General features: G+C 66.7%; 20 protein-coding genes. 1 reads left to right on the plus strand and 19 read right to left on the minus strand.

Annotation, left to right across the window (positions count from 1 at the left end; all coding sequences use genetic code 11):
* Nucleotide 1: 1 nt before the first annotated feature.
* The 19 genes from Q1A87_RS02565 to Q1A87_RS02655 form a co-directional block, all read right to left on the minus strand.
* Nucleotides 2–1,261, minus strand: coding sequence for an extracellular solute-binding protein (locus Q1A87_RS02565; protein ID WP_299646759.1), 1,260 nt, complete (start codon nt 1,259–1,261; stop codon nt 2–4).
* Nucleotides 1,262–1,395: 134 nt separating this feature from the next.
* Complete coding sequence (locus Q1A87_RS02570) at nt 1,396–2,415, minus strand: LacI family DNA-binding transcriptional regulator (protein WP_299646761.1); 1,020 nt, start codon at nt 2,413–2,415, stop codon at nt 1,396–1,398.
* 205 nt (nt 2,416–2,620) lie between these two features.
* The gene (locus tag Q1A87_RS02575) at nt 2,621–3,712 is read right to left on the minus strand and encodes a chemotaxis response regulator protein-glutamate methylesterase (RefSeq protein WP_299646763.1); all 1,092 of its coding nucleotides are present in this window, start codon (nt 3,710–3,712) and stop codon (nt 2,621–2,623) included.
* On the minus strand, nt 3,712–4,554 hold the full coding sequence (locus Q1A87_RS02580; RefSeq protein ID WP_299646765.1) for a CheR family methyltransferase: 843 nt from the start codon (nt 4,552–4,554) through the stop codon (nt 3,712–3,714). The genes Q1A87_RS02575 and Q1A87_RS02580 overlap by 1 nt, the downstream gene beginning before the upstream one ends.
* 87 nt (nt 4,555–4,641) lie before the next feature.
* The gene (locus Q1A87_RS02585) at nt 4,642–5,163 is read right to left on the minus strand and encodes a chemotaxis protein CheW (RefSeq protein ID WP_299646767.1); all 522 of its coding nucleotides are present in this window, start codon (nt 5,161–5,163) and stop codon (nt 4,642–4,644) included.
* Nucleotides 5,164–5,166: 3 nt separating this feature from the next.
* Nucleotides 5,167–7,353, minus strand: coding sequence for a methyl-accepting chemotaxis protein (locus Q1A87_RS02590; protein WP_299646769.1), 2,187 nt, complete (start codon nt 7,351–7,353; stop codon nt 5,167–5,169).
* 25 nt (nt 7,354–7,378) lie between these two features.
* Nucleotides 7,379–7,861 (minus strand): chemotaxis protein CheW, encoded by a 483-nt coding sequence (locus Q1A87_RS02595; protein ID WP_299646771.1) that lies wholly within the window; start codon nt 7,859–7,861, stop codon nt 7,379–7,381.
* A 17-nt stretch (nt 7,862–7,878) separates the two neighbouring features.
* Nucleotides 7,879–9,831, minus strand: a complete 1,953-nt coding sequence (locus tag Q1A87_RS02600) for a chemotaxis protein CheA (RefSeq protein ID WP_299646772.1) — start codon at nt 9,829–9,831, stop codon at nt 7,879–7,881.
* Nucleotides 9,832–9,835: 4 nt separating this feature from the next.
* Entirely contained in the window at nt 9,836–10,201 is a 366-nt protein-coding gene (locus Q1A87_RS02605; RefSeq protein ID WP_299646773.1) for a response regulator, read from the minus strand.
* 3 nt (nt 10,202–10,204) lie between these two features.
* The gene (locus Q1A87_RS02610; RefSeq protein ID WP_299646774.1) at nt 10,205–10,480 is read right to left on the minus strand and encodes a hypothetical protein; all 276 of its coding nucleotides are present in this window, start codon (nt 10,478–10,480) and stop codon (nt 10,205–10,207) included.
* Between the two features lie 380 nt (nt 10,481–10,860).
* Entirely contained in the window at nt 10,861–12,252 is a 1,392-nt protein-coding gene (locus tag Q1A87_RS02615; RefSeq protein WP_299646775.1) for a HAMP domain-containing sensor histidine kinase, read from the minus strand.
* A 141-nt stretch (nt 12,253–12,393) separates the two neighbouring features.
* Nucleotides 12,394–13,122, minus strand: coding sequence for an alanyl-tRNA editing protein (locus tag Q1A87_RS02620; RefSeq protein ID WP_299646776.1), 729 nt, complete (start codon nt 13,120–13,122; stop codon nt 12,394–12,396).
* Nucleotides 13,119–15,461, minus strand: coding sequence for a DUF3772 domain-containing protein (locus Q1A87_RS02625; protein WP_299646777.1), 2,343 nt, complete (start codon nt 15,459–15,461; stop codon nt 13,119–13,121). The genes Q1A87_RS02620 and Q1A87_RS02625 overlap by 4 nt, the downstream gene beginning before the upstream one ends.
* Nucleotides 15,458–16,486, minus strand: coding sequence for a cysteine synthase A (locus Q1A87_RS02630; RefSeq protein WP_299646778.1), 1,029 nt, complete (start codon nt 16,484–16,486; stop codon nt 15,458–15,460). The genes Q1A87_RS02625 and Q1A87_RS02630 overlap by 4 nt, the downstream gene beginning before the upstream one ends.
* Before the next feature lie 51 nt (nt 16,487–16,537).
* The gene (locus tag Q1A87_RS02635; protein ID WP_299646779.1) at nt 16,538–17,650 is read right to left on the minus strand and encodes an NUDIX domain-containing protein; all 1,113 of its coding nucleotides are present in this window, start codon (nt 17,648–17,650) and stop codon (nt 16,538–16,540) included.
* Between the two features lie 313 nt (nt 17,651–17,963).
* On the minus strand, nt 17,964–19,175 hold the full coding sequence (locus Q1A87_RS02640; RefSeq protein WP_299646780.1) for a cyclopropane-fatty-acyl-phospholipid synthase family protein: 1,212 nt from the start codon (nt 19,173–19,175) through the stop codon (nt 17,964–17,966).
* Nucleotides 19,176–19,251: 76 nt separating this feature from the next.
* Nucleotides 19,252–20,637, minus strand: coding sequence for a deoxyribodipyrimidine photo-lyase (locus Q1A87_RS02645; RefSeq protein ID WP_299646781.1), 1,386 nt, complete (start codon nt 20,635–20,637; stop codon nt 19,252–19,254).
* A gap of 67 nt (nt 20,638–20,704) precedes the next feature.
* Entirely contained in the window at nt 20,705–21,526 is an 822-nt protein-coding gene (locus tag Q1A87_RS02650; RefSeq protein WP_299646782.1) for an alpha/beta hydrolase, read from the minus strand.
* 75 nt (nt 21,527–21,601) lie between these two features.
* The gene (locus Q1A87_RS02655) at nt 21,602–22,762 is read right to left on the minus strand and encodes a M20 aminoacylase family protein (RefSeq protein WP_299646783.1); all 1,161 of its coding nucleotides are present in this window, start codon (nt 22,760–22,762) and stop codon (nt 21,602–21,604) included.
* A gap of 55 nt (nt 22,763–22,817) precedes the next feature.
* Here Q1A87_RS02655 and mazG point away from each other — a divergent pair, with 55 nt between their 5' ends.
* Complete coding sequence (gene mazG / locus Q1A87_RS02660; RefSeq protein ID WP_299646784.1) at nt 22,818–23,651, plus strand: nucleoside triphosphate pyrophosphohydrolase; 834 nt, start codon at nt 22,818–22,820, stop codon at nt 23,649–23,651.
* Nucleotides 23,652–23,658 lie beyond the last annotated feature (7 nt).

The raw sequence follows: 23,658 nt of genomic DNA on the forward strand, positions 1-23,658 counted from the left end.
ATCAGCGGAAGTCCCAGGCTTCCCGCACCCGCGCCGCCGCTTCCTCCGGCGTCGTGGCGCCAGCGATCAGATCGGCCGAGACGTCGTTCACCGTGGCGCCGACGGAGGCCCCCAGATACTGGTCGAGGAAGACCTGGTGGTAGTCGGAGTTCTGGATGTCGCTGGCAACCTGCTGGAAGAAGGGGTTGCTCAGCGCCGAGTCGGCGCCCTCGACGATCGGAATGAAAATCCCGCGCTCGGCAACGGTTTCCTGGTTGTCCTGGTTGAGCAGGAAGGTCAGGAAGTCCACTGCCTCGTCCGAGGCATCGGCCGAGACGGCCCAGCCGTTGATCCCGCCGAGCGTCGCACCGTCGCCACCCTCGGTCACAGGATCGGAGATCGTCGGAAAGCGCATGATCGCGAGCTGGTCGTCCGACAGGCCCACGCCGTCGGTCGCGCGCCCGCGCATCGGCAGGTAGTCCCAATCGCCCATCAGGTGGAACGCGCCCTGGCCGTCCGCGAACATGCCGGACGCGGTCTCGTAGGTCGTGCCCATCACGCCCGGCTGGAACGGCTCGAGCGCGACGAGTTCCGCCATATCCTCGCCGGCAGCGACGAACGGTTCGCTCTCGAACGTGGTGTCACCACCTTCCATGGCTGCGGTCACGACATCCGGGCCACCCTCGCGCAGGGCCAGGTAGCTCCAGTAGAAATGCACGGGCCACTTGTCCTGACCGCCGGCGATGATCGGCGTGACGCCGGCATCCTTCAGCGTCTGAACCGCCTGCAGGAGATCGTCCCAGGTCTCGATCGCGGTGTGGTCCACCCCGGCCTGTTCGGTCAGGTCGGTGTTGACCCAGAACACGACCTCGGTCGCGTAGAGCGGCAGTCCGTAGAGTTCTCCGTCAACCGTGTAGGCCTCGAGCGCGGCCTGCGGGAAGGTGGCGAGCACGTCCTCGGGAACGACATCGCCGATAGACCGCAGGAATCCGGCCTCGGCCTGCTCGCGCAGCGTCTCGCCGCCCCAGGAATAGAACACGTCGGGGCGGGCATCCGATTGCAGCAGCGTCGGCAGCTTCGACTTGTAGGCCTCGTTGGCGATGTACTCGAAGACCACGTCGATATCGGGGTGCTCGGCCTCGTAGGCCGCCTCGACCTCGGCGTAGAACGCCTGCTCCTCGTCGCCCGGCTGCACGCGGAGAATGTTCACCTCCGTCTGCTGTGCCGAAGCCGTCCCGGCACCGAGAATCAGGGCAAGTGCGCTCGTTGCGTAAAACTTCATCGTTATTTCTCCCTTAAGCGGCGTATCGCGTCACGCCGCGTTTTGACTAACGTACCTCATTTTACCGGGATGGAAAGAGGGGCGGTCACGAAACCTTCGTTCCGCAAGCGCACAGAGCGCGATCGACGTGCCTTTCAGGGCAGATTGTCCTGCAGGAAGATCTCGATCCCGACGCGGTTTTCGTCCTTGTGGAACGCCTTGCCGTTCGACAACGCGACGAGCGTACGAAGCGCCGATCGGGCTTCGCGGGCGGGATCCTGGCGGATGACGGCATCGATCTTCCCGGCCAGCAGCCATCCGCGGGAATTCTCGGTCAGTTCGTGGACGACCACCGGAGGCCGCCCGCCCCGGCGGTCCAGCGCCGAGACGAGACCGCGGTTGCCGGCCCCGATAGAGTAGATACCGACGACATCGGCAGTCTGCTCGAGCAATGCCGTCAGGGTACGTTCCGCAATGGCCGCATCGTCGAACGCCTCGATCGGGTCCATGGGGGTCAGGGCGGGAAAATTCGCCCGAAGGACCTCCCGAAAGCCGCGATCCCGCTCCGCGTGGTCCTGCAGGACCATCGACCCCGCCATGACGGCGATCCGGCCGGTCGTTCCGCCGCAGAAACGCCCGAGAAGCCGGCCCGCCGTCCGGCCGGCCCGAACGTTGTTGATCCCGACGAAATGAGCGCGCAATTCCGGTGTCAGATCCGAGATGAGCGTCACCACGGGCAGGTTCCGATCCCGCAATCGTCGGACCGCCGCCCGCACGCCGGGAGAATCGACCGCCACCAGGGCGACCCCGTCACAGGTGCCCGGTTCGATCGCCGCGAGCGCGTCGTCGAGCGCGGCCGCGTCGAACGGAGGAAGGGTCCGGACCTCGACTTCCACCCCGTCGGCCACAAGCAGCCGGGAATAGGTCAGGACTTCCGCTTCGAGGTTGCGCATGAAGCTGTTGGCGCCGCCGGGCAGCAGGAACAGGAAACGAAGGATGCGGCGCCGGGACAGGTTCGCGGCCGCCGCGTTGCGGACATAGCCGAGGGATCGCATCGCCGTCTCGACCCGATCCCGCGTCGCCGCGCGAACGGAATGCCGTCCGTTCAGAACCCTGTCGACCGTCGAAAGGCTGACGCCCGCCACGCGGGCAACGTCATGTATCGTCGGTCGCATCGTTGTATATCTCCGCCACTTCGTCGGAGACGCTGATAGCGAAGATTTCGGGGTTTCGAACCCGTTGCGTGCAACGTTCCTTTCGGCCGGGCAACGACGGTGTCGCGAATGCCCGCATCGTTAGACGAAGCCAGTCAGCCATCCGGGCCACGGGCGTCGATCCGGAGAACCGAAACCGACGAACCCGTGCGCTTACATCGAACATTCACACGCGCTGCGGCCGCTCCCCTTCTTGCTGACCCAGACGCTGGACAAGCCGTCCGATCATGTTGAGGTCGACCTCCTGCTCGACGCCACCAGCCTTCATCGCTTCCGCCGGCATCCCGTAGACCACGCACGTCGCCTCGTTCTGTCCGACGGTCCGGGCACCGACATCACGCATTTCACGAAGGCCGCGGGCACCGTCGTCTCCCATTCCGGTCATGATGACGCCGACGGCATTGGCGCCCGCCACGCGTGCGACGGAACGGAACAGCACGTCGACCGACGGCCGATGACGGTTGACGAGGGGCCCGTCCTTCACTTCGACCCGGTAATTCGCGCCGCTGCGGATCAGCATCATGTGCTTTGCCCCCGGCGCGATCAGGGCCTGGCCCGGCAGGACGCTATCGCCCGAGACCGCCTCCTTCACCGTGATCTGGCAGAGTTCGTCGAGTCGCTTCGCGAAGCCCTTGGTGAAGGCTTCGGGCATGTGCTGCACGATCACGATCGGCGGGGCGTTGTGGGGCAGCGACTGAAGCACGACACGCAATGCCTCGGTGCCGCCGGTGGAGGCGCCGATCGCGACCACCTTGTTCGTCGTCTGCGCCATCGCACGATGCCCGGCCGGGGCGAGCATGACATCGGCGGAGTGCTTCGTCGGCGGAGCGACACTCTCGCGTCGGGTGACACGGGCATGTGCGGCGCCCAGAACGGCGTCCTGCAGGCGGATCGACGATTCTTCCAGAAACTTCCGGGTCGAGATGTTCGGCTTCTCGATGAGATCCACCGCACCCGCCTCGAGGGCGGCAAGATAGGTCTTGCTGCCCTCCCCGACGAGCGTGGAGCAGATCACCACCGGCACCGGCTTCTGGGCCATCAGCCGGCGCAGGAAGGTGATCCCGTCCATGCGCGGCATCTCGACATCGAGCACGATCACGTCCGGCCATTCGCGCTTCAGCCGCTCGGCGGCCTGGAACGGATCGTTGGCCGTGGCCATCACCTCGAGTTGCGGATGGGCGGAGACGATCTCGCTGATGGTCTGCCGCACGACGGCGCTGTCGTCGACGATCAGGACGCGCTTCCGATTCGCGGCCATCACGCGACCTTCCGGTAGATGGAAGGCCGGACCAGTTCGAGCCCCTCCCGGCGGGCGTGGGAAGCTTCGGTATGGCCGGTCATCAGGATGCCGCCGGTGCGCAGGCGCCGATAGACGTTGTCGATGACGCGCTGGCGGATCTCCGCGTCGAAGTAGATGAGGACGTTCCGCAGAAAGACGACGTCCGCGGCGATCCCGTCGAGGCCCTGACCGGTGGCGAGGTTTGCGGTGCGCCAGGTCGACCGCGTCCGCAGGTCCGGCACGATGCGATAGATGTCGGCAGCCTTCTTGGAGGACAGCAGGAAGCGCGGGCGCAGTTCGGACGGGATGCCGTCCGTCTCGGCGCGGGAATAGACCGCCTGCGACGCGCGATGGACGACCGGCCGCGACAGGTCGGTGCCGATCAGGCGCGGCTCGATGGCGCGCAGGCCATTGTCGCGCGCCACATGCGCGGTCATCAGCGCCGAATAGCCTTCCTGGCCCGTCGAGCATGCGGCGCTCCAGAAGACCATCTCGCGCCCGCCCGCCCGGTCGCTGCCCTGCAGTTCCGCGAGCCCCTCCTCCAGAAGCCAGTCGTACTGTGCCTTCTCGCGGAAGAAGCTGGTCGTGTGCGTGGTCAGCGCTTCGCCGAACGCCACGCGCTCCACCATGTCGGATTTCAGAAGACGACAATATTCCGCGTAATTCGTCAGCCCGTTGGCGGCAAGGCGCCGGCCGAGACGTCCGGTCAGGAAATCGGTCCGCGTCTCGTCGAGGTTGATTCCGGTAACGGTTCTCGCCAGGCCGACAAGGTGCCGGATGTCATCGGGACGGAGCAACGGTGCGGTCTGTGGTTGGGTCATGTCACTCATTCTGCCTAGACGGCCCGGGGGGCGGGACGATTGAATGGAATGGGCCGGCACGCGCGTCGTCGCGCGTGCCGGTCCCGCTCAGACGTGCTGGAAGGCTCCGGACAGGTCCATCGGGCCAGCATGGCCGAAGAGCTGATCGAGCCGGATCAGGACGATCAGATCGGATCCCGATCGGCTGATCCCCTGCAGGACCCGGCTGTCCCACTGGCCGTCGCCGACGCTGGGGCAAGGTTCGATATCCTCGGCGGAGATCTGGTCGACGTCGCGGACCCGATCGGCGAGGATGCCGAGGGGCTTGCGCGCGTCGCCTTCAGCAACCTCGATGACCACGATCCGGGCATCCTCGCCACCCTCGATCGCGGGAATGCCGAGCCGGGCCTTCAGGTCGATCACCGGGATGCTGGAACCGCGGACGTCGACCACGCCCTGCACTTCGAGGGGGGCGTTCGGCAGCGGCGTGATCTTCTGCATGTCGAGGATCTCGCGGACGTTGCTGACCTCGACGCCGAGGGTCTGGGTTCCGAGATCGAAGGTCAGGTAGGTGGAGGAGGTATCCTCCTCCTCGTCCGAATGCAGGTCGGTCGGGCTATCGTCTGTCATGGCTCACCCTGCGTAGCGCTGGAAGTCGGCGTCGGAGACGTCGTCGGAGAGGTCGAGTTCGAAGGCCTCGACGTCGCGGTCGTCGCGGTCGGGGGCGGCCTTCGGCTTGGCGTGGGCCGCGGCCACCCGCGGCGTCCTCGCGGGGGCGGCCGGCGCGTTGGCCGCGGCGGCCTCGATCTCGAAGTAGGAGATCACGCCGCTGAGTTGCTGCGACTGGCTGGCCAGCTGCTGGCTCGTCGCCGCCGCGGTCTCGGCGGTGTTGGCGTTCTGCTGGATCACCTGATCGAGCTCGCGGATCGCCTGGTTGATCTGCTCGGCGCCCACGTTCTGCTCCCGCGTCGAGGCCGAGATCTCGGCCACCAGATCGGCCGTGCGCTGGATGTTCGGCACCAGCGTCTCCAGCATCCGGCCGGCCTCGCCCGAGACGTCGACCGTCTCCGCCGAGAGCTGGCTGATCTCGGCCGCCGCCTGCTGGGAGCGCTCGGCAAGCTTGCGCACCTCGGAGGCCACGACCGCGAAGCCCTTGCCGTGGCTGCCGGCGCGGGCGGCCTCGACCGCGGCATTGAGTGCGAGCAGGTCGGTCTGGCGGGCGATCTCCTGGATGATGTTGATCTTGTCGGCGATGGTCTTCATCGCGCGGACCGCGTTGGCGACCGAATCCCCGGACTTGCGGGCATCGTCAGCGGACTGGCTGGCGATCTTCTCGGTCTGGCTGGCATTGTCGGCGTTCTGGCGGATGTTGGCGGTCATCTCCTCGATCGAGGCGGAGGCTTCCTGCGCCGCCGAGGCCTGCTGGGTCGAGCCGCTGGAGAGCTGCTCGGCGGTCGCCGACATGCTCGAGGCCCCCTGGGCCACATGCGCCGCGCTGGCGCTCGCGTTCGAGATCACCTCGCGCAGCTTCAGCGTCATGTCGCGCAGCGCCAGACCCAGACGGTCCTCCTCCGAGCGCGGCGTCACGTCGGCACGAAGGTCGCCCTTCGCAATACGCTCGGCCGAATGGCTCATCGCCTTGAGATCGACGACCATGCCGTCCATCGCGTTCAGCAGCGTTCCGATCTCGTCCCGGCGCTTCGTCTTTGCATCGACATGGAGGTTGCCACGCGCGACCTCTTTGGCCACCTCGACAGCCCGGCCCAAACCCCGGCTGATCGTCGTGGAAAGCCAGATGGCCGCGGTGATGCCGATAAGAACTGCGACACCCCCGGCGATCAGCAGGGCCAGCCGCGCGTTGGCGAAGGTCTGGTCTGCCTCCGCATCAGCACGCGCCATGATATCGGCAGCCTCCGCCGTCATCGCGTCGCTCTCGGCGGCCATGGCACGATACAACGGCTCGAGTTCGTTCTCCATCAGGGTCGCGGCGCGCTGGTTGGTGCTCTCGCTTACGATCGCTACGAAGTTTCCGGCGGCCTCGCGATACGCCTGCCACACGGAATCGATCTCCTGAACGGCGGGAGCAAAGCGGCTTGTTCCGGCAATCGTGTAAGCCCGGGCGAGAGCGTCGTCGAAGAATTCGACCTCCGCCTCGATTATATTGCCCTGTTCTGCACGGACGTCGGGTCTGTCGGTGATGATCATCTGGTAATGCGCCGCATGTATCGCCCGGACGTTATCCATCCCGGCGTCGAGCGTCGCTTCCAGATCCACAACGTCGCTGGCGGGTGACGCAGAGGCAGCGATAATATCGCGCAGAGGCTCGATCAGCGCATCGAGCGAGGTCAGCACGGCGCTATAACCCGGCTTTAATGCGTCATTGCTGAGATCCCGGCCCTGATTGAACGAATTGGTGAGACCCAGATCCCTGATCGTGGACTCGACTTCGACGAACCTGGTCCAATCGACGTCGAACTCTTCCATGATGCTCCGAACCTCGTCGAGGTTGGGATCGGGGCGCGCAAGTATCGCCTCGAGTGCCTCGTCGGAAAGAGTCATCTTGGCGAGTTGCTCATCGACCCTTTCGGCGAATTGCTGGGCTTCCTCGGTGTTCTCCGCCAGAAGATAGCCCCGGATCATTGCCATGGCCTCGGCCGTCTCGGACTTGAGCTCAGCCGCGCGCTCCTGAACCACTGCGTAAGTCTCGGTTATAGCTTGGAGATCATCGTTGATCCCTCGGGCTTCTTTGAAGCCGATGTAACTCGTCGCGCCGATCAGCGTGACCAAGACCGCAAACGTCACGATCAGTTTGTTCCTCAAGCTCAGTCCCATGGTACCTAACCTTTCAGTTCTTTTGCGACTGTGACGACGTCGGCGCGAAAGCAGCTTCGGCGTCGAGCACGATGACGAGGACGCCGTCCTTCTTGGTGACGCCACGGATGAGACTGACGGGCCACCGCACCCCGAGTTCGGGCACCGGTTCGAGCTCCGCGGAAGAGATGTCGGCAATATCGTCGACATCGTCGGCCAGCATCGCGACCTTGGTGGCTTCGCCCCCGACCGTGAGGTCGAGAACCAGAACCCGGCTGCTTTCCCCGACGACGACCGGCGGCATGCCCAGTCTCTGGCGCAGATCCACGAGCGGGACGATCGCGCCCCGCACGTTGATCAGGCCAGGCGCGAACGGATCGGCGCAGGGCGCCTGCGTCACCGGGAGGGGATCGAGGATCTCGTTGACGTGCGACACCGCGATCGCGAAAATCTCGCCGTCGAGGGTAAAGGTGAGGATCATTTCCTCGCTTGCGTTGTCATGCCGGTCATCGGCCATGGAAAGTCCCTCCGCGCTCATGCCGCCACCCGTTGCGTGCTGATCGCGCGCCGCACGACCGCGGCCGCGTCGAGGATCAGGGCGACCGATCCGTCGCCGAGGATGGTGGATCCGGCCAGACCCTCGATGTTCCGGTGATAGATCGACAGCGGCTTGATGACGGTCTGGTACTGACCGATCACCTGATCGACGACGAGGCCCATCCGGCGTCCCTCGATGCTGGTGATCACGACACGGCGGTCGTCGGAGTCCAAGCGCTCGAAACCGAAGAGCCGGTCGAGGCTCAGGAACGGCACGAGCTCGTCGCGGATGCGCAGGATCGACCGTCCGCTCGCCCGCACGTCGTCGGACGGGGGCAGCTCGACGCATTCCTCGACGGAGGACAGCGGCACCACGAAGGATTCTTCGCCGACCTTGACCAGAAGACCGTCGATGATGGCGAGCGTCAGCGGCAGGCAAAGCGTGACCTCGGTGCCGACACCCTTCTGCGAGCGCACCTCGACGGTCCCCTGCAGATCCTCGATCACACGACGCACGGCGTCCATCCCGACGCCCCGCCCCGATACGCTCGACAAGGTCTTCGCGGTCGAGAACCCCGGCTCGAAGATCAGGCCGTAAAGCTGCTCTTCGGACAATTCGGCCTCGGGCGCGATCAGGCCGCGCTCGACGGCGCGCTCGCGGATCGCCTCGGCGTCGAGCCCGGCTCCATCATCGGCGATCGAGATCAGGACCTTGCCGCCCGATTGCCGCGCATGCAGATCGACCCGGGCCTGTTCGGGTTTTCCGGCAGCACGGCGCGCTTCCGGAAGCTCGATGCCGTGATCGATCGAATTGCGGATGATGTGGACGAGCGGCTCGGTCAGGCTGTCGATGACGTTCTTGTCGACCTCGGTCTCGCCGCCGCGCGCCTTGAGCGTCACGGCTTTCCCGAGTTCGGTCGAAAGATCGCGGACGACGCGCCGGAACTTGGTAAAGACCGGCTCGATCGGCAGCATGCGGATCGACAGGATGGAGTCGCGCAGTCCGGATACCAGGTTCTCGATTTCCTCAGCCGTCCCGGCAAGCGCGGCGTCGCCCAGATCGCCCGCGATGCGGTTGAGACGCGCCTGCGCGATGACGAGCTCGCCGAGCTGGTCCATCAGTTCGTCGAGGCGTTGCGACTGGACCCGGACCGAGTCCGATTTCTGGGCGGCGGGTTTATCCTCTTGCTTCGCTGCCGGCTTCGTCTGGGGCGGGGCCTTCTTCTCCGGGGCCTCCTGTACCGGGGTGACTTGCGGGGCGGCATCCGACGTCGAGTCTTCGATCTCGATCTCGCAATCGCTGGCGAAGATGAACACCTCGTCGATCGCGTCGCGTCCCTTCGACGTGTCCAGTTCTATCGTCCACCACAGGTGGCAGACTGTCGGGTCTATCTCGCGAAGCGAGGGCACCCGGTCGTCGTGGCAGGTCACGACGGCATCGCCCAGTTCGCACAATTCGTCGAGAAGGAGGTCGAGGCGAGTTCCGTTGCGCAGGGCGAGCGCATCGGGGACGAGCCGGATGACGAAGCGCTGCTGCGACGTCTTCTGAACCACGGGATCGCTCGCGTCGGCAGGCGACGCGTCGCCCGCCAGCTTCTCGATCTCCGTCACGAGCGCGGCCGAGGCCGGGTCGTCCTCGGCGCCCGGACCGGCGGCGATCATCCGTTCGATATGATCGCGCGACGCCAGCGAGAGCTGGATCAGTTCGGGCGTGACCTGCGCCTGGCCCTCGCGGATCTGGTCGTAGGCATTCTCGAAATGGTGGGTGAACCGCGCGAGCGCGTCGAAGCCGAACATCGCGCCCGACCCCTTGAGGGTGTGCAAGGCGCGGAAAACGGCGTCTACCGTCGATGCGGAATCCGGTTCGGCCTCGAGTTCGAGCAGTATCGCCTCGAGACCTTCCAGAATGTCGGTGGCTTCCTGAATGAAGGAATCGGCCGGACTGGTCACAGCATCACCCGATCAGCTTGGAGACGACGGAGACGAGCTTGTCCTCGTCGAACGGCTTCACGATCCAGCCGGTCGCGCCGGCATCCTTCGCTTCCTTCATCTTCTCCTTCTGGGCCTCGGTCGTCAGCATCACGATGGGGAGGCCGTGATACGCGCTGTTCTCCCGCACCTTCCGGATCATCTCGATCCCGTTCATGTTCGGCATGTTCAGGTCGCAGACGACGAGGTTGACGTCGTTCGAGGCGAGGGCCGACAGGCCTTCCACGCCGTCCTCGGCACCGATGACGTTGTAGCCCCGCGGCGTCATCGTGAATCCGATCATGTCGCGGATGCTCTTGGAATCGTCGACGCTCAGGATGGTCTTCGACATGGTTCAGTCCTCTTCAGGCGTTTCGAGGGAAGTGAGGGCGGCAGCGGCGCGCGGGCCGAGGCCGAGGCAGCCCGTCGGGAAGCTGCGCGTGGTGCTGACGACGAGTTGGAGGGCGAGCGGCGTCGGCACGCCGTCATCGAGCTCGACCTCGACCCGGCTGGCCGGCTCGGCCGCGTCCAGAGCTGCAACGAGTTGCGCGTGCATTTCGGCAGCTTTGGAGACGGAGAGGTCGGCCGGTATGGAGATCGTCGTGGGAGATATCGTGTTTGTCTCGGGCATGACCGGGTCCTCGGAATTTCGTGGGGACCTTTTCCATAGATGTGGAAATGAAACGTGAATCTCCGGCCGAAAAGATGGACGAACCGGCCGACCGCCGGAGGAAAGCCGCGGGCCGGCCTCGATCCGCAAAACATGACGCCGGCAAGTGCCCCGAGCCCCCGCTCCGGAGGGTCACCTAGCCTCGATGAAGGCAGGATCCGCGTGCGGGAAAGGATGCGCGGAACGTCCTTGAGCCAAGGCAGATCCGATTGCGACGTTCCTCGGGTCAGGCCGGACAGGACGGCTCTGAATGCAGTCGAGCCCTGGCTGAATAGGTGGCCCGGAACAGGGTTTGAAGTCAGTAGTCGTCAGGCGGGCATGCCACGACATCGCAGGCAACGTCAGACGGCTTCCTTTGCGTCCGGCAAGCCGTCCGCCGCCTGCACCACGACGGGCACCGTCACGGTAAAGGTCGAGCCGTTCCGCGGGACGCTCTGCACCGCGACCTGCCCCCCCATGGCGTCGACGATCGCGTCCACGATCGCGAGACCAAGACCGATGCCGCTCGCCGTTCCGCCGGCCGGGCCTTCGAGCTGCGTGAACCGACCGAAAATGCGTGCGTGCTGATCCGCCGGGATACCCGGACCGGTATCGGTCACCTCAAGCCGGAGCGATCCCCGCCCATCCCCGAGACGTTGGAGCCCGGCCTTGACGTAGACGCCGCCCGCCTCGGTGAACTTGACCGCGTTCCCCACGAGGTTCGAGACCACCTGCCGCATCCGGCGCGGATCGACGATCATCATCGTGTCGTCCTCGGCCATCGTGACGTCGAAGGCGAGGCCCTTGTCGGCCGCGGCGAGCGCGCCCATTCCGACGGCAGACCGAAGGAAGGATGCGAACGCAACCGGTTCCGGGCGCAATCGGAACACACCGGCATCGAGCTCGCTGAAGGTCGTGAGCTCTTCGATGAGGGACATCTGCGTGTCCGCGCTGGTTCGCAGAATATCGAGCAGTTCGACGTCCGCGTCGCTGGCATTCGCCATGTCCAGAAGCTGCACGGCCCCCACAATCCCGTTCATCGGTGTTCTCAACTCGTGAACGATCGTCGCCAGGAAATCCACCTTGGCCCGATCCGCCGTCTCGACGCTGGTTCGTTCGGTGTTCAGCGCCTGGTCCCGATATCGGAGACTGCGAAGCAGCGCGCGGACCGCGGCGGACATCAAGATCAACGCCGATGCCAAGAGCGCGAGGATGACGACGCCGAACAGACAATAATCCGCCCGAACCTGCGCCGAATGTTCCGTCTGATCGAGATAGGTCTGCGCGATCGCGACGATTTTGCCCGAGCCGTCGAGGACCGGCAGGTATGTCTCGCTGTAGAGGTCGGGACGTTCGGGGCGGGCCTGACCGGCCTCCACGACGGTGAAAGGCTGCCGGGTCGCGACCACGCGGGCCGCGTCCGGGTTCCGCGTCCCGGGATCCGCGCGCCTGAATGGATCGGTTGACGCGAATTGCAGGTGTCCGTCCGGACTGAAAACGCGGTAGTCGACCATGCCACCGAGATCGCCGATCTCCTCGATGACCCGCTGTTCGGCGTCCGTGGGCATCGCGCCCTGCGCGAGTTCGGCGATCCGCGGAAGCCGGGTCGTGGCGTATTCTGCCCATTCGGTGGATCGCCGGGCAGCCTCGCGAATGACGGCGCGGTCAACGAAATGTTCGATGGTCCAGATCGCCCCACCGCACAGCGTCGCGACGAGGCACCCCGAAAGCGCCACCTTCCAACCCCTCGCCATACGCGCCGCCTCGTTACCGGATACAGGCGGAGCTTTTGCCGCCTCGTGTTAAGACGGCGTAAAGCATCTTCAGTAAGTCGCATCGAACGGACAATCTGCCGCATCGCGAACCTCGACATTTGCGAAATCACGAAGATCCCGTCAATCGTCGAGGGTGATCGCGATCCGACGGTTCGCCTTGCCCTTGTTCTCGATCTTGCCGACGATGACGCGACCGATCTCGGCGGTGGCGCGGACATGCGTGCCGCCGCAAGGCTGCAGGTCGACGGCCGCCTTGCCGGTTCCGATCCGGATCAGCCGGATGCGTCCCGCCCCGCGGGGCGGGCGAACGGACAGCGTCTTCACCAGTCCCGGATCGGCATCGAGTTCGGCCTCGCCGATCCACTCCACCCCGATCGGATGGTCACCGTCGACAAGCTGTCCCAGCCGCGCCTGAATGAAGTTCCGGTCGTGGATCACTTCGGGCATGTCGAAATCGAGGCGCGACTTCTCGGAACCGATTTGCCCGCCCGTCACCGGCAGCGGCACGACGACGGATAGCAGGTGCAGCGCCGTGTGCATGCGCATGTGCCGATGGCGCCGGTCCCAGTCGAGCCGGGTCTCGACCTCGGCGCCGTCGGGGGGCAAGACCCCCTCGCTGTCCGGAACGAGCACGATCGCATCCGGATCATCGGCGGGGCCCTTCACGGTGCCGGCGATGGTACAGACGCCGCCGTCCCATTCGAGCCGCCCGCTGTCGCCCGGCTGACCGCCGCCCTTCGGATAGAAGATCGTCCGGTCCAGCACGATGCCGCCCTCGGGCGTGATGCGCCGGACGCGACCCGGGGCGGATGCCAGGTACGCATCCTCTCGGAAGAGCGGTTCGGTCATTCGGTCTGATCTCCTGTCGGTCGCGAATGCAGCGCCTCCGGGTTCCGCAGCCAGATGTCGCGCTGCGCGAAGGGAATCTCTATGCCGTCCGCCCGGAAACGCGCGGCGATGGCGTGGTTGAGCTCGGAGGTGACGATCGGCTTGAAGAGGATGTCGCGGACGACGACGCGGATGGTGAAGTTCAGGCTGTCGGCGCCGAACGCGTCGAAGGTGATGAGCGGCGGCGGGTTCAGGATGACCATCGGATGCGACTCGGCCACCTCCTGCAGCACCGATTGCACCCATTCCGTGTCCGTTCCGTAGGCCACGCCGACATGCAACACGACCCGGCCGGAGGCGTTGTTCAGGGTATAGTTCGTCACCACGCCCGCGATCAGGTCGGCATTCGGAACGATCACGTCCTGCCGATCAAAGGTCTCGATCCGGGTCGAGCGGACGGAAATCTCGCGCACAAAGCCTTCCGTCGCCCCGGCCTGAACCCAGTCGCCGATCTTGATCGGACGCTCGATGAGCAGGATGATCCCCGAGACGAAGTTCTGCACGATCGTCTGCAGACCGAAACCGATCCCGATGGACAGCGCGCCGGCGACGAAGGCGAGGGCCGAGAGGTCGATCCCGGCGGCGGCGAAACCGATTAGCGCGGCAAGCGTGATGCCGACATAGCTCGTTCCTGAAAGGATGGCGTTGGTCCCGCCCACGTCGAGCTGCGTCTTCGGCAGGACGGAGGTCCGCAGCACGTTCTTCACGAGGCCCACGATCAGGTAGCCCAGTACGAAGATCAGGGCGAAGGTGAGGAAGTTCGTCGGCGAGATCCGCGTATCGCCGAGGGAGAAGCCTCGGAGGAACGTGGCCCACCATTCGCCCAGCGTGGACAACCGCACGCCCCAGATCAGCGCGAAGGCCGGCAGCGAAGCGAGCCAGAGCGCGAAGCCGATCAGCGTCGGCAGAAGCTGGTCCCGCCCCGCGTCGGGCCGCCGGCGGATCGCGGCAAAGGCGTCGAAGACGAAGTTCTGCAGCGTGCCGATGAGCAGCACGAGGGCGAGCGAGATCACCGACGGCCAGAGGATCGCGAGGCCGAGGTTGATGTAGCCGAATGCCGCGACCGCCGGCGCCAGCAGGCCCACGACCATGAGGGCCCGTCCGACATTGCGCAGGAGCGGGCTCCAGAAACCTTCCTGCGTTTCCTCGTCGGCAGCCTCGTTCGGCCTGCTTCGGCCCTCCGAGAGCAGAAGCTGCCCGAGCCGAAACACGTTGAACCCGGCCACGGCGAGCAACGCGAAATGCGAGATCGAGCGGCCAAGCTCGGGGTCGACCGAGGTCGGTGCCAGTACCTCGCCCGCGAGCGTCAGCGCCATCAGGAACCCGAGCGTCAGGAAATGCAGCCGCGCCTCCGCCCGGCGGGGCGGTGCGACCGGGACGAAGGTCGGGAGATCGGCCCGGGCCGGCAGTGACTGATGCGCGAGCCAGCGCGACAGCAGGATGATCAGCCCCATCGCCGGGATCAGCGTCCCGGCTACGCCGACACGTTCCCCCCGCGCCCCCATCATCTTCAGCATCTGCATCACGACGACGAGGCCAATCACCGGCAGGACCACCCGTGCCAGCGAAATGGCAAGGAGGAGGATGCGCGTCGTCGCGCTCTCGGCCTCGGTCGTGGCGAACCGCGCGCGGAGATGGCCGAGCCAGACGCCGGAGCGCCACAGCAGGATCACCGCGACGAAGAACATCGCCCCCAGCTCCGCTCCGCGGGCCATCCAGACCGCACGCGCCTCCGGCGTGACGAACGGCGCGGCGAGCTCGTCTCCCAGCGCCAGCGTCCAGGCCGACATCGCCTCGACCGCGGGAAGCCAGTTCGCGGGATTGAGCGGCACCGGCGACTTGGACAGAAGCTCCGCCGCTCGCGCTGCCTCGATCCGGCGATCGGTCTCGGTGATGAGACCGGACGCCTCGGTGAAGCCCGCCTGCGCCTCCTGCACCGGGGCAAGCAGCACCTCGAGCCGCCCATCGAGCTCGGCGCGCTCGGCGGCGATGCCGGCGGGCTCGCTCGCGCCCTCTTCCGGTGCGGGTCCGAGCGTCTCGATCTGGGCGCGCAGCGTCGAGATGCGGCCGGCATTCACGTCGAGCTCCGCCTCGAACCGGTTGCGCCACTCGACGAGCGTCTCGCGCAGCGCGCTCAGGGTGCCGATCGAGGCATCGGGGACGTTCGCGATCTCGTCGGCACGATCGCGGGCTTCTACCCAGGACGCATAGGCCTCTGAATCGAGGCTCGGTTCCTGCGCGCGGAGCGGGGTGACCAGTGCGAGCGACAGCGCCGCCAGCAGGACGAGCAGCAGCCTCATTCGAAGACCGACGGCACCTCGCGGTCCGACCCGTCCAGCCAGTTCGGGATCGGCAGACCCTTCTCGCGCAGGAAGGCCGGGTTCCAGAGCTTGGACTGGTAGCGCGAGCCGTAATCGCAAAGGATCGTCACGATCGTGTGGCCCGGTCCCATGTGTTCGGCCATCTTCACCGCGCCACCCATGTTGATCGCCGTGGACCCGCCCATGCACAGGCCCTCATGCTCCAGAAGGTCGAAGATCAGTGGCAGGCTCTCCTCGTCGGTAACCTGACAGACGAAGTCCGGCTCGAAGCCCTCGAGGTTGCCGGTGACGCGCCCCTGCCCGATCCCCTCGCTGATCGAGTTGCCTTCGGAGCGGAGCTCACCATGGGCATAGAACTCGTAGAGCGCCGAAGCCATCGGGTCGGCGAGCCCGACCTTCACGCCCTTCGGCTGCAGCGCGGCGGCGACGCCAGAGACGGTTCCGCCCGTGCCGGCCGCGCAGATGAATCCGTCGACCCGCCCCTCAGTCTGCGCCCAGATCTCGGGCGCCGTCCCATCGACATGCGCCTGCCGGTTCGCGGTGTTGTCGAACTGGTCGGCGAAGATCGCGCCGTTCGGCTCCGTCTCGGCGAGCCTCTCGGCCAGCCTGCGGGCATAGCGGACATAATTGTTCGGGTTCTTGTAGGGCGCGGGCGGCACCTCGACCAGCGTGGCGCCGGCGAGGCGGAGCATGTCCTTCTTCTCCCGGCTCTGGCTGTCGGGAATGACGATCACCGACTTGAAGCCCATCGACGCGCCCACGAGCGACAGGCCGATCCCGGTATTGCCGGCCGTGCCCTCGACGATCGTGCCGCCGGGCTTCAGGCGACCCGAGGCAACCGCGTCGCGGATGATGTAAAGCGCGGCGCGGTCCTTCACCGACTGGCCGGGATTGAGGAACTCCGCCTTGCCCAGAATCTCGCAGCCCGTGGCCTCGGAGATGCGGTTGAGCCGGATCAGGGGCGTGTTGCCGATGACTTCGGCGAGATTGTCGTAGATTTGCACGTTGGAGCCTCCGGCTTGGTTCGCTCGATCTAGACGTCGCGCGATGCCGCTTCAACTGCGCAGGCGATCCCGATTGAGCGCCAGCCAGAGGGCGGCGATGATCAGCGGCGCGTTCGCCGCCTCGCCGGTATCGACCATCGCGATCAGGTCATCCGCGGGCACGAGATGCGCCCGGATATCCTCGCTCTCCGCGGCGAGTCCGTGCAGCCCGCCGGACCCGTCGGGCAGATCGGCGAGGGCGACATAGGAATGCAGAACCTGCGCCAGCCCGCCGGGACTCGGGTAGTACCGTCCGACGAAATGCAGGTCCCCGGCCGCGGCCGCGACCCCGGCCTCCTCCGCCATCTCGCGCAGCGCCGCGGTCACCGGCGTCTCGCCCGCGTCGATGAGCCCGGCCACCGGCTCGAGCATCCATGGCAGCGGGTCGCCCTTGGCCAGCGCGCCCATGCGGATCTGCTCGACCAGAAGCACGCGATCGCGGACGGGATCGTAGGGCAGCACCGTCACGGCATCGGTGACGTGGCTGATGGCACGCCGGATCGTGCCGGACCGCGTGCCGTCGAAACGGGGATGGTCGATCACCCATTCCTCGACCCGGTGGAAGCCCTCGTAGGGATAGCGCACCTCCGCCACGTCGACGGCGGAGGCCGTCAACTCCTGCCCGACCGTGACCCGCCGCCGGTGGTGCCGTGCCGTCAGGATCCCCTGTGCGCGGGCCTGGATCATGCCGCGCCGGGCGGCGATCTCGTCGGCCCGCACGACGCCGAGGCCCCGCATCACCTCCGCGGCGGCAAGCCGGGTCCGTGCGCCGTGCGCCGCGACCCAGTCCGCAAGCGACCACCCCTCGCCGGACCCGCCACCACCCGGCGCGCGGTAGACGAGCGCCGGAGCCGGACCGTCGGGCCCCGCGACCTCGACCGCTTCGGGCAGGTATCCGAACGCGCTCTCGTACCAGTCGAGCCGGGTCCGCGCCTCCGCGTCCAGCGGCTCGGTCAGACGGCCCACCGCCTGTCCCCCCTGCACGAGGACGGGCCAGTCTCCGGCCGCCGCGCGCTCGACATGCCATCCCGCGAGCGTGCCCGGCTCACACGCCACGACGCGACCGACGACGTCGGTCAGAAGCGCGTCGTGCATCAGCGTTCCGAACAGAAAGTACCGGCTCACCGCATCACCCGCCCGGCAGGCCCCACCCCGACGACCGCGTCACGGTTGAAGAAAATGCCCGGCATCGGCAATCCAGAGATCGCCACTATGCCCCGCCAAAATGGGTTCCTGCATGCCGAAAATGCCCGTCCGAGCTCGGCATATGCCCACTTCAGCGAATCCATGATCGTCGGGCCAAGGGAATGCGGAAGGAAGCCGCGAACCGACAGGACAATCGCTACGGCAGGCACCCTAGAAAGGAAGACGGCCCACGCCTCGTCCGGCAAGACGCTCCACCCGGTCGGATTCGCGACGACCTTAGCCGGCGCCGGCATCAGGCAGGTCTTCGCACGGTCATCTGGATGACGTCGCACATGCCGTATTCGAACGCCCCCGCGCAGCCCGCGAGGTAAAGGTTCCACATCCGGCGGAAGCGCTCGTCGAAGCCCTGAGCGGCGATCTCGTCCCAGCTCGCATTGAAGGTCTCGTACCACCGGCGCAGCGTAATCGAATAGCTCCGCGCCAGGCTGATCGAGCCGCCCTCCTGCAATCCCGCCCGCGCGACTTCTTCGGTCAGCTTCATCGGCGCGGGCAGCATGCCGCCGGGGAAGATGTACTTCTGGATGAAGTCCACCGAGCGCGTGTAGATCGCCCAGCGTTCGTCGGGCACGGTGATGATCTGCAACGCCGCCGCCCCACCGGGGCGCAACCGTTCGCGCAGGACGTCGAAATAGACCGGCCAGTAGGCGCGGCCCACGGCCTCGAACATCTCGATGGAGGCGATCCCGTCGTAGCTGCCCTCCTCGTCGCGGTAATCCTGCAGCTTGAAGGTCACGCGATCGGCGAGGCCCGCCCGCGCGATGCGTTCCTCCGCGTATTTCAACTGTTCGCGGCTGAGCGTCAGCCCGGTGACGCGCAGGCCACGCTCGCCGGCCGCGTATTCCGCGAACCCGCCCCAGCCGCAGCCGATCTCGAGCACATGATCCCCGGCGCGCACGCCCATGCGATCGACGATGGACCGGTACTTCGCGGTCTGCGCCGCATCGAGGCTTTCCTGCCCGGTCTCGAAGATGGCCGAGGAATAGGTCATCGTCCCGTCGAGCCATGTCGCGTAGAACGCGTTGCCGAGGTCGTAGTGCCGGGAGATGTTGCGCCGCGCCTGCCCCTTCGTGTTGCGGTGGAACCAGTGGCGCACCTTCTCGAACGCGTGGAAGAGCCGGAGGCCGGGGAATTGCCGGATCAGCACGTCCCCCTCCTTGTTGATGTAATCGAAGACGGCTTGCAGATCGGGCGTCGTCCAAGAGCCGTCCATGTAGCTTTCCATGAAACCGTTGTCGCCCTCGCGCACGAGACGGACGAACACGTCGTCCCGGTGCAGGCGGATCTCGGCGGACGGGCCCGGTGCATCTCCGGCGTGCCGGAAGCGCCGCCCGTCGGGCAGGACGACGTCGATCCGGCCGGACCGGGCGGCCTGCGCCATCCTGAAGGCCCGCCGGAAGTAGCGCGGCAGGTTCGGCTGGCCGTCGGTCGTGGCCAAGGCGTCCATATGTCCCCCATATGCTGGCGGCACAACATCACTGCTCGTGCGATCCGGCAAGTCCCGAACGCTTGGGGGCTCGCGTTCAGGCCGCGTCGCGTGACCTGTAGGCCTCGAGCGCCCGCTCGCGCCCCTCGCCCAGACCGACGATCGGCGTGTCGGGATAGGGGTCGTCCGGGGACATGTTCCAGCTCCGAGGAATGGCGGCATGGAAGTCCTCGGTCTTCAACCACCGGTCACGGTAGCGGCGACGGCGGTCGAACTTCTGGGCCTGCGTCTCGGGATTGAAGATACGGAAGAACGGGCTCGCATCCGGGCCGGACCCCGCGACCCATTGCCAGCCCAGCGCGTTCGAGGCCGGGTCCCAGTCGATCAGCGTGTCTGCGAACCAGTCGCAGCCCAGCCGCCAATGCGTCATCAGATGTTTCGTCAGGTAGGACCCTGTGATCATGCGCGCGCGGTTGTGCATGCGCCCGGTCACGAAGAGTTCGCGCATCGCCGCATCCACGACCTCCACCCCGGTGACGCCGCGCCGCCAGGCCTCGACCTTCTCCGTCTCCCATTCCCACGGGAACGCGTCGAATTCCGGCCGCCAGTTCGATTTCGTCAGTTGGGGCGTGTGATAGGCAAGGTGATGGGCGAAGTCGCGCCAGGCCAGTTCCTGCAGGAAGGTCTCGGCCTGCCCCTCGCCCTCGTGCAGCGCCTTCTGACCGGCGAACCAGCATTCCCGTGCGCTGATCTCGCCGTAGGTCAGGTTCTCCGACAGCCCGCTCGTGCCGTCGACGGCGAGGTCGTCGCGTCCGGCGACGTAGCGGCCCATCTTCTCCTCGACGAAGGTGACGAGCCTGTCCCGCGCGGCCAGCTCGCCAACATGAACATGCTTGGCGACGATCGCCGCGCCCCGGTTCATCGCGGCGCCCATGTCCCAGTCCGACAGGTCGTCCGAAGCGGGCCAGGTCTCTGGCGCCGTCAGGATCTCGACCGGCGCGAGCGGTGGCGCGAGCGTCCGGTCTCGGACGTTCTTCCAGTAGGGGGTGTAGACCTTGTAGTAGCCGCCGGTCTTGGTCTCCACGGTCCAAGGCTCGAACAGGACGTGCGCCTGATGCGACAGCGCCGCGATCCCGTCCGCCTCGAGCGCGGCCTTGATCTCCGTATCCCGTGCGCGCTCGTCGGCGACGTAGAGGCGGTTCCAACAGATGGTGTCCGCCCCGGTTTCCTCGATCAAGTCGCGCAGCACGTCCAGTGCGCGCCCGCGACGCAGGATCAGTCGCGCCCCGATCTCCTCCAGCCGTCCGGCCATCGCCTCGAGTCCGAGGCCGATGCGCCAGAAGGGTGCCGCGCCCCAATCCGCGACCACCTCGTCGTGAATGAAGACGGGAATGACAGGTCGCCCGGTCTCGGCGGCCTGTGTCAGGGCAGGATTGTCGGTCAGCCGCAGGTCGCGGCGCATCCAGTAGAGAATCGGTGTCATGGAGGCGAAGCTAGCACGGGCGGCGGAAGCGCAAACGCGGCATCCGGGCTCAGGCGCGGAACGGACTTCAATCGTTCAGGAAGGCCAGCATGTCCTGCGTGAGTTGCTCCGCGTTCGTGATCGTCAGGCCGTGCGGCGCGCCGTCGTATTCCTTCAGCTCCGCCTGCGCGATGGCCTTGGCCGCCGCCCGGCCAGACGTGTCGATCGGCACGGTCGCGTCGCCGGTGCCGTGCACGACCAGCGTGGGCATCGTGAAGGCGGCCATGTCTGGCCGGAAGTCGGTCTTCCCGAAAGCGTCGATGCAATCGAGCGTGGCCTTCGGGCTCGCCATCATCGCCATCGCCCAGGACCAGTGCAGGATGCCGTCGGAGACGGGATGCGACAACAGGCCGGTGCCGTAGAACTGCTTGAAGAAGTCCTGCAGGAAGCCCGGGCGGTCGGCCTTGATCCCATCCTTCATTTTCTGAAAGACCGAGGCGTCGACGCCATCAGGATTGTCCGGCGCCTTGAACATGTAGGGCGCGACGGAAGAGATGAGCCCGGCCTGCCGCACCCCCGCGCCGGAATGGCGGCTCATGTAGCGCGCCACCTCGCCGCCGCCCATCGAGAACCCGAACAGCGCCGCGTCGTTCAGCGCCAGGCCCTCCATCACCGCCTTCAGATCGTCGGCCAGCGTGTCGTAATCGTAGCCTTGGAACGGCTGGTCGGAGCGACCGAACCCGCGCCTGTCGTAGGCGACGACGCGGTAGCCGGCCTCGGCGATCGGGCGGGCCTGATACTCCCAGCTGTCGGCGTTGAGCGGCCAGCCGTGGACGAGGACGACAGGTCGCCCGGTCCCCCAATCCTTCACGTGCAGTTTCGTGCCGTCGTTCGCAACGATGCTGGTCATGGCCGGGCCCTTCCCTCTCGAAAATGTCCGGCTGAACGACCGCGGGCCGTCATCTGTTCCTTTTCACGGGCCGCGTCAGAGCGGCTGCGCGGTCTCGACCATGCGCGCGAAGAAACTGGCGCCGATGGGGGCGACGCGATCGTTGAAATCGTAATCGGCGTGGTGGAGCACCGGTCCCGGCCCGGTGCCGAGGAACAGGTAGGCGCCGGGCCGCGCGTTCAGCATATAGCTGAAATCTTCCGCCCCCATCTCGCGGTCGGCGTCCGCCGACACGTGGTCCGTGCCGACCACGCCGGCCGCGACCTCGGCGGCGAAGCGGGCCTTGTCGGCATCGTTGACCGTGGCCGGATAGCCCCGCTCGTAGCGGCAGGTCGCCTCGACCCCGTAGGCCGCCGCCTGCCCTGCGACGATTTCCCCAAGGCGTCGTTCCACCATGTCCTGTACCGTTGGATCGAAGGTGCGGACCGTTCCGCCCATGAAGGCGGTGCCGGGGATGATGTTGTCGGCGGACCCGGTGTGGATCTGCGTGATCGACACGACGAGGTCGTCGATGGCGCGATGGTTGCGGCTGACGACGGTCTGGATCGCCTGGCCGATGCCCAGCGCCGCGGTGATCGGATCGCGTGTGTCGTGCGGCATCGCCCCATGGCCGCCCTTGCCGGTGATGTCGATATGGAACGTGTCGACCGCGGCCATCAGCGGCCCCGGCGCGGTGAAGAACGCGCCCTCCTCGAAGTTCGGCGTGTTGTGGATGCCGTAGACCTGGGTGATGCCGAAGCGGTCCATCACCCCGTCCTGCACCATGACCTCGCCCCCGCCGCCGCCTTCCTCCGCCGGCTGGAAGATCAGCGCGACGCGGCCGCGGAAGTTGCGCGTCTCGGCCAGGTACTTCGCCGCGCCGAGCAGCATCGTCGTGTGCCCGTCATGTCCGCAGGCATGCATCTTCCCGTCGGTCTCGCTTGCATGCTCCACGCCGGAGGTCTCCCGGATCGGCAGCGCATCCATGTCGGCCCGCAGCCCGATGGTCGGGCCGTCCCCCTGCCCTTCGATGATCGCCACGATGCCGGAAGTGGCGATGCCCTCGTGGACCTCGTCCACTCCGAAGGCGCGCAGTTTGTCGGCGACGAAGCGCGAGGTCTTCGGCAGGTCGAAGAGCAATTCCGGGTTCCGGTGCAGCCAGCGCCGCCATTCCGTCATCTCGGGCGCCATCGCGGCAATGGAATTGAGGACGGGCATGGCTTTCTCTCCTTCTGGGGCACCGGTAGAGAACACCCGCGAAAGGGGAATGTGAATGGCCGACGAGACGGAACGCGACCGCATCTGCACCGAGCCCGGCGGGGGACTGCCCCGCCTGCTGGCGATCATGGACCGGCTGCGCGACCCCGAACGCGGCTGCCCTTGGGACATCGAGCAGGACTTCGCCTCCATCGCGCCCTACACGATCGAGGAGGCCTACGAGGTCGCCGACGCGATCGAGCGCGAGGCCTGGGACGAGCTCGAGGGCGAGCTGGGCGATCTCCTGCTTCAGGTCGTCTACCACGCGCGGATGGGTGCCGAGGCGGGGCGCTTCGACTTTCAGTCCGTGGCGGAGCGCGTGGCGCAGAAGATGGTGGATCGGCACCCGCATATCTGGGGCGATGCCTCGCGCGACAAGTCGGCCGCGGATCAGGTCGCGGATTGGGAAGCGGTCAAGGCGCGGGAGCGGGCGGGCCGGACCCTCGACGGCGTGGCACTCGGCATGCCCGCGCTGCTTCGGGCCGTGAAGCTGCAGAACCGTGCCGCGCGCGTGGGCTTCGACTGGCCGGCTACGGATGCGGTGCTGGCCAAGCTTCAGGAGGAGGCGGCGGAGCTTGTCGAAGCACGCGACCGGCTGACGCCCGAGGCGGTGACCGAGGAGATTGGCGACCTTCTCTTCGTCGTGGCGAACCTCGCCCGCCACCTGGGCGTCGATCCCGAAGGCGCCCTCAGGGCCGCCAACGCCAAGTTCACCCGCCGGTTCGAGTTCATCGAGGACGCGCTGGCCGAACGCGGCCGATCGCCGTCGGAGTCCGACCTTGCGGAGATGGATGCCCTCTGGGATGCGGCAAAGAACCGGGAAAAAGCCGATCAAAAGAATCGGGATTGACCTGACT

Source organism: uncultured Jannaschia sp. (genome assembly GCF_947494055.1).
In the GTDB taxonomy this organism is placed as follows: domain Bacteria; phylum Pseudomonadota; class Alphaproteobacteria; order Rhodobacterales; family Rhodobacteraceae; genus Jannaschia.

What these genes read in the sequence shown, in the direction of transcription:
- Q1A87_RS02565 (WP_299646759.1), bottom strand. Translation starts at nt 1,261, where the DNA reads ATGAAGTTTTACGCAACGAGCGCACTTGCCCTGATTCTCGGTGCCGGG.
- Q1A87_RS02570 (WP_299646761.1), bottom strand. Translation starts at nt 2,415, where the DNA reads ATGCGACCGACGATACATGACGTTGCCCGCGTGGCGGGCGTCAGCCTT.
- Q1A87_RS02575 (WP_299646763.1), bottom strand. Translation starts at nt 3,712, where the DNA reads ATGGCCGCGAATCGGAAGCGCGTCCTGATCGTCGACGACAGCGCCGTC.
- Q1A87_RS02580 (WP_299646765.1), bottom strand. Translation starts at nt 4,554, where the DNA reads ATGACCCAACCACAGACCGCACCGTTGCTCCGTCCCGATGACATCCGG.
- Q1A87_RS02585 (WP_299646767.1), bottom strand. Translation starts at nt 5,163, where the DNA reads ATGACAGACGATAGCCCGACCGACCTGCATTCGGACGAGGAGGAGGAT.
- Q1A87_RS02595 (WP_299646771.1), bottom strand. Translation starts at nt 7,861, where the DNA reads ATGGCCGATGACCGGCATGACAACGCAAGCGAGGAAATGATCCTCACC.
- Q1A87_RS02605 (WP_299646773.1), bottom strand. Translation starts at nt 10,201, where the DNA reads ATGTCGAAGACCATCCTGAGCGTCGACGATTCCAAGAGCATCCGCGAC.
- Q1A87_RS02610 (WP_299646774.1), bottom strand. Translation starts at nt 10,480, where the DNA reads ATGCCCGAGACAAACACGATATCTCCCACGACGATCTCCATACCGGCC.
- Q1A87_RS02615 (WP_299646775.1), bottom strand. Translation starts at nt 12,252, where the DNA reads ATGGCGAGGGGTTGGAAGGTGGCGCTTTCGGGGTGCCTCGTCGCGACG.
- Q1A87_RS02620 (WP_299646776.1), bottom strand. Translation starts at nt 13,122, where the DNA reads ATGACCGAACCGCTCTTCCGAGAGGATGCGTACCTGGCATCCGCCCCG.
- Q1A87_RS02625 (WP_299646777.1), bottom strand. Translation starts at nt 15,461, where the DNA reads ATGAGGCTGCTGCTCGTCCTGCTGGCGGCGCTGTCGCTCGCACTGGTC.
- Q1A87_RS02640 (WP_299646780.1), bottom strand. Translation starts at nt 19,175, where the DNA reads ATGGACGCCTTGGCCACGACCGACGGCCAGCCGAACCTGCCGCGCTAC.
- Q1A87_RS02645 (WP_299646781.1), bottom strand. Translation starts at nt 20,637, where the DNA reads ATGACACCGATTCTCTACTGGATGCGCCGCGACCTGCGGCTGACCGAC.
- Q1A87_RS02650 (WP_299646782.1), bottom strand. Translation starts at nt 21,526, where the DNA reads ATGACCAGCATCGTTGCGAACGACGGCACGAAACTGCACGTGAAGGAT.
- Q1A87_RS02655 (WP_299646783.1), bottom strand. Translation starts at nt 22,762, where the DNA reads ATGCCCGTCCTCAATTCCATTGCCGCGATGGCGCCCGAGATGACGGAA.
- mazG (WP_299646784.1), top strand. Translation starts at nt 22,818, where the DNA reads ATGGCCGACGAGACGGAACGCGACCGCATCTGCACCGAGCCCGGCGGG.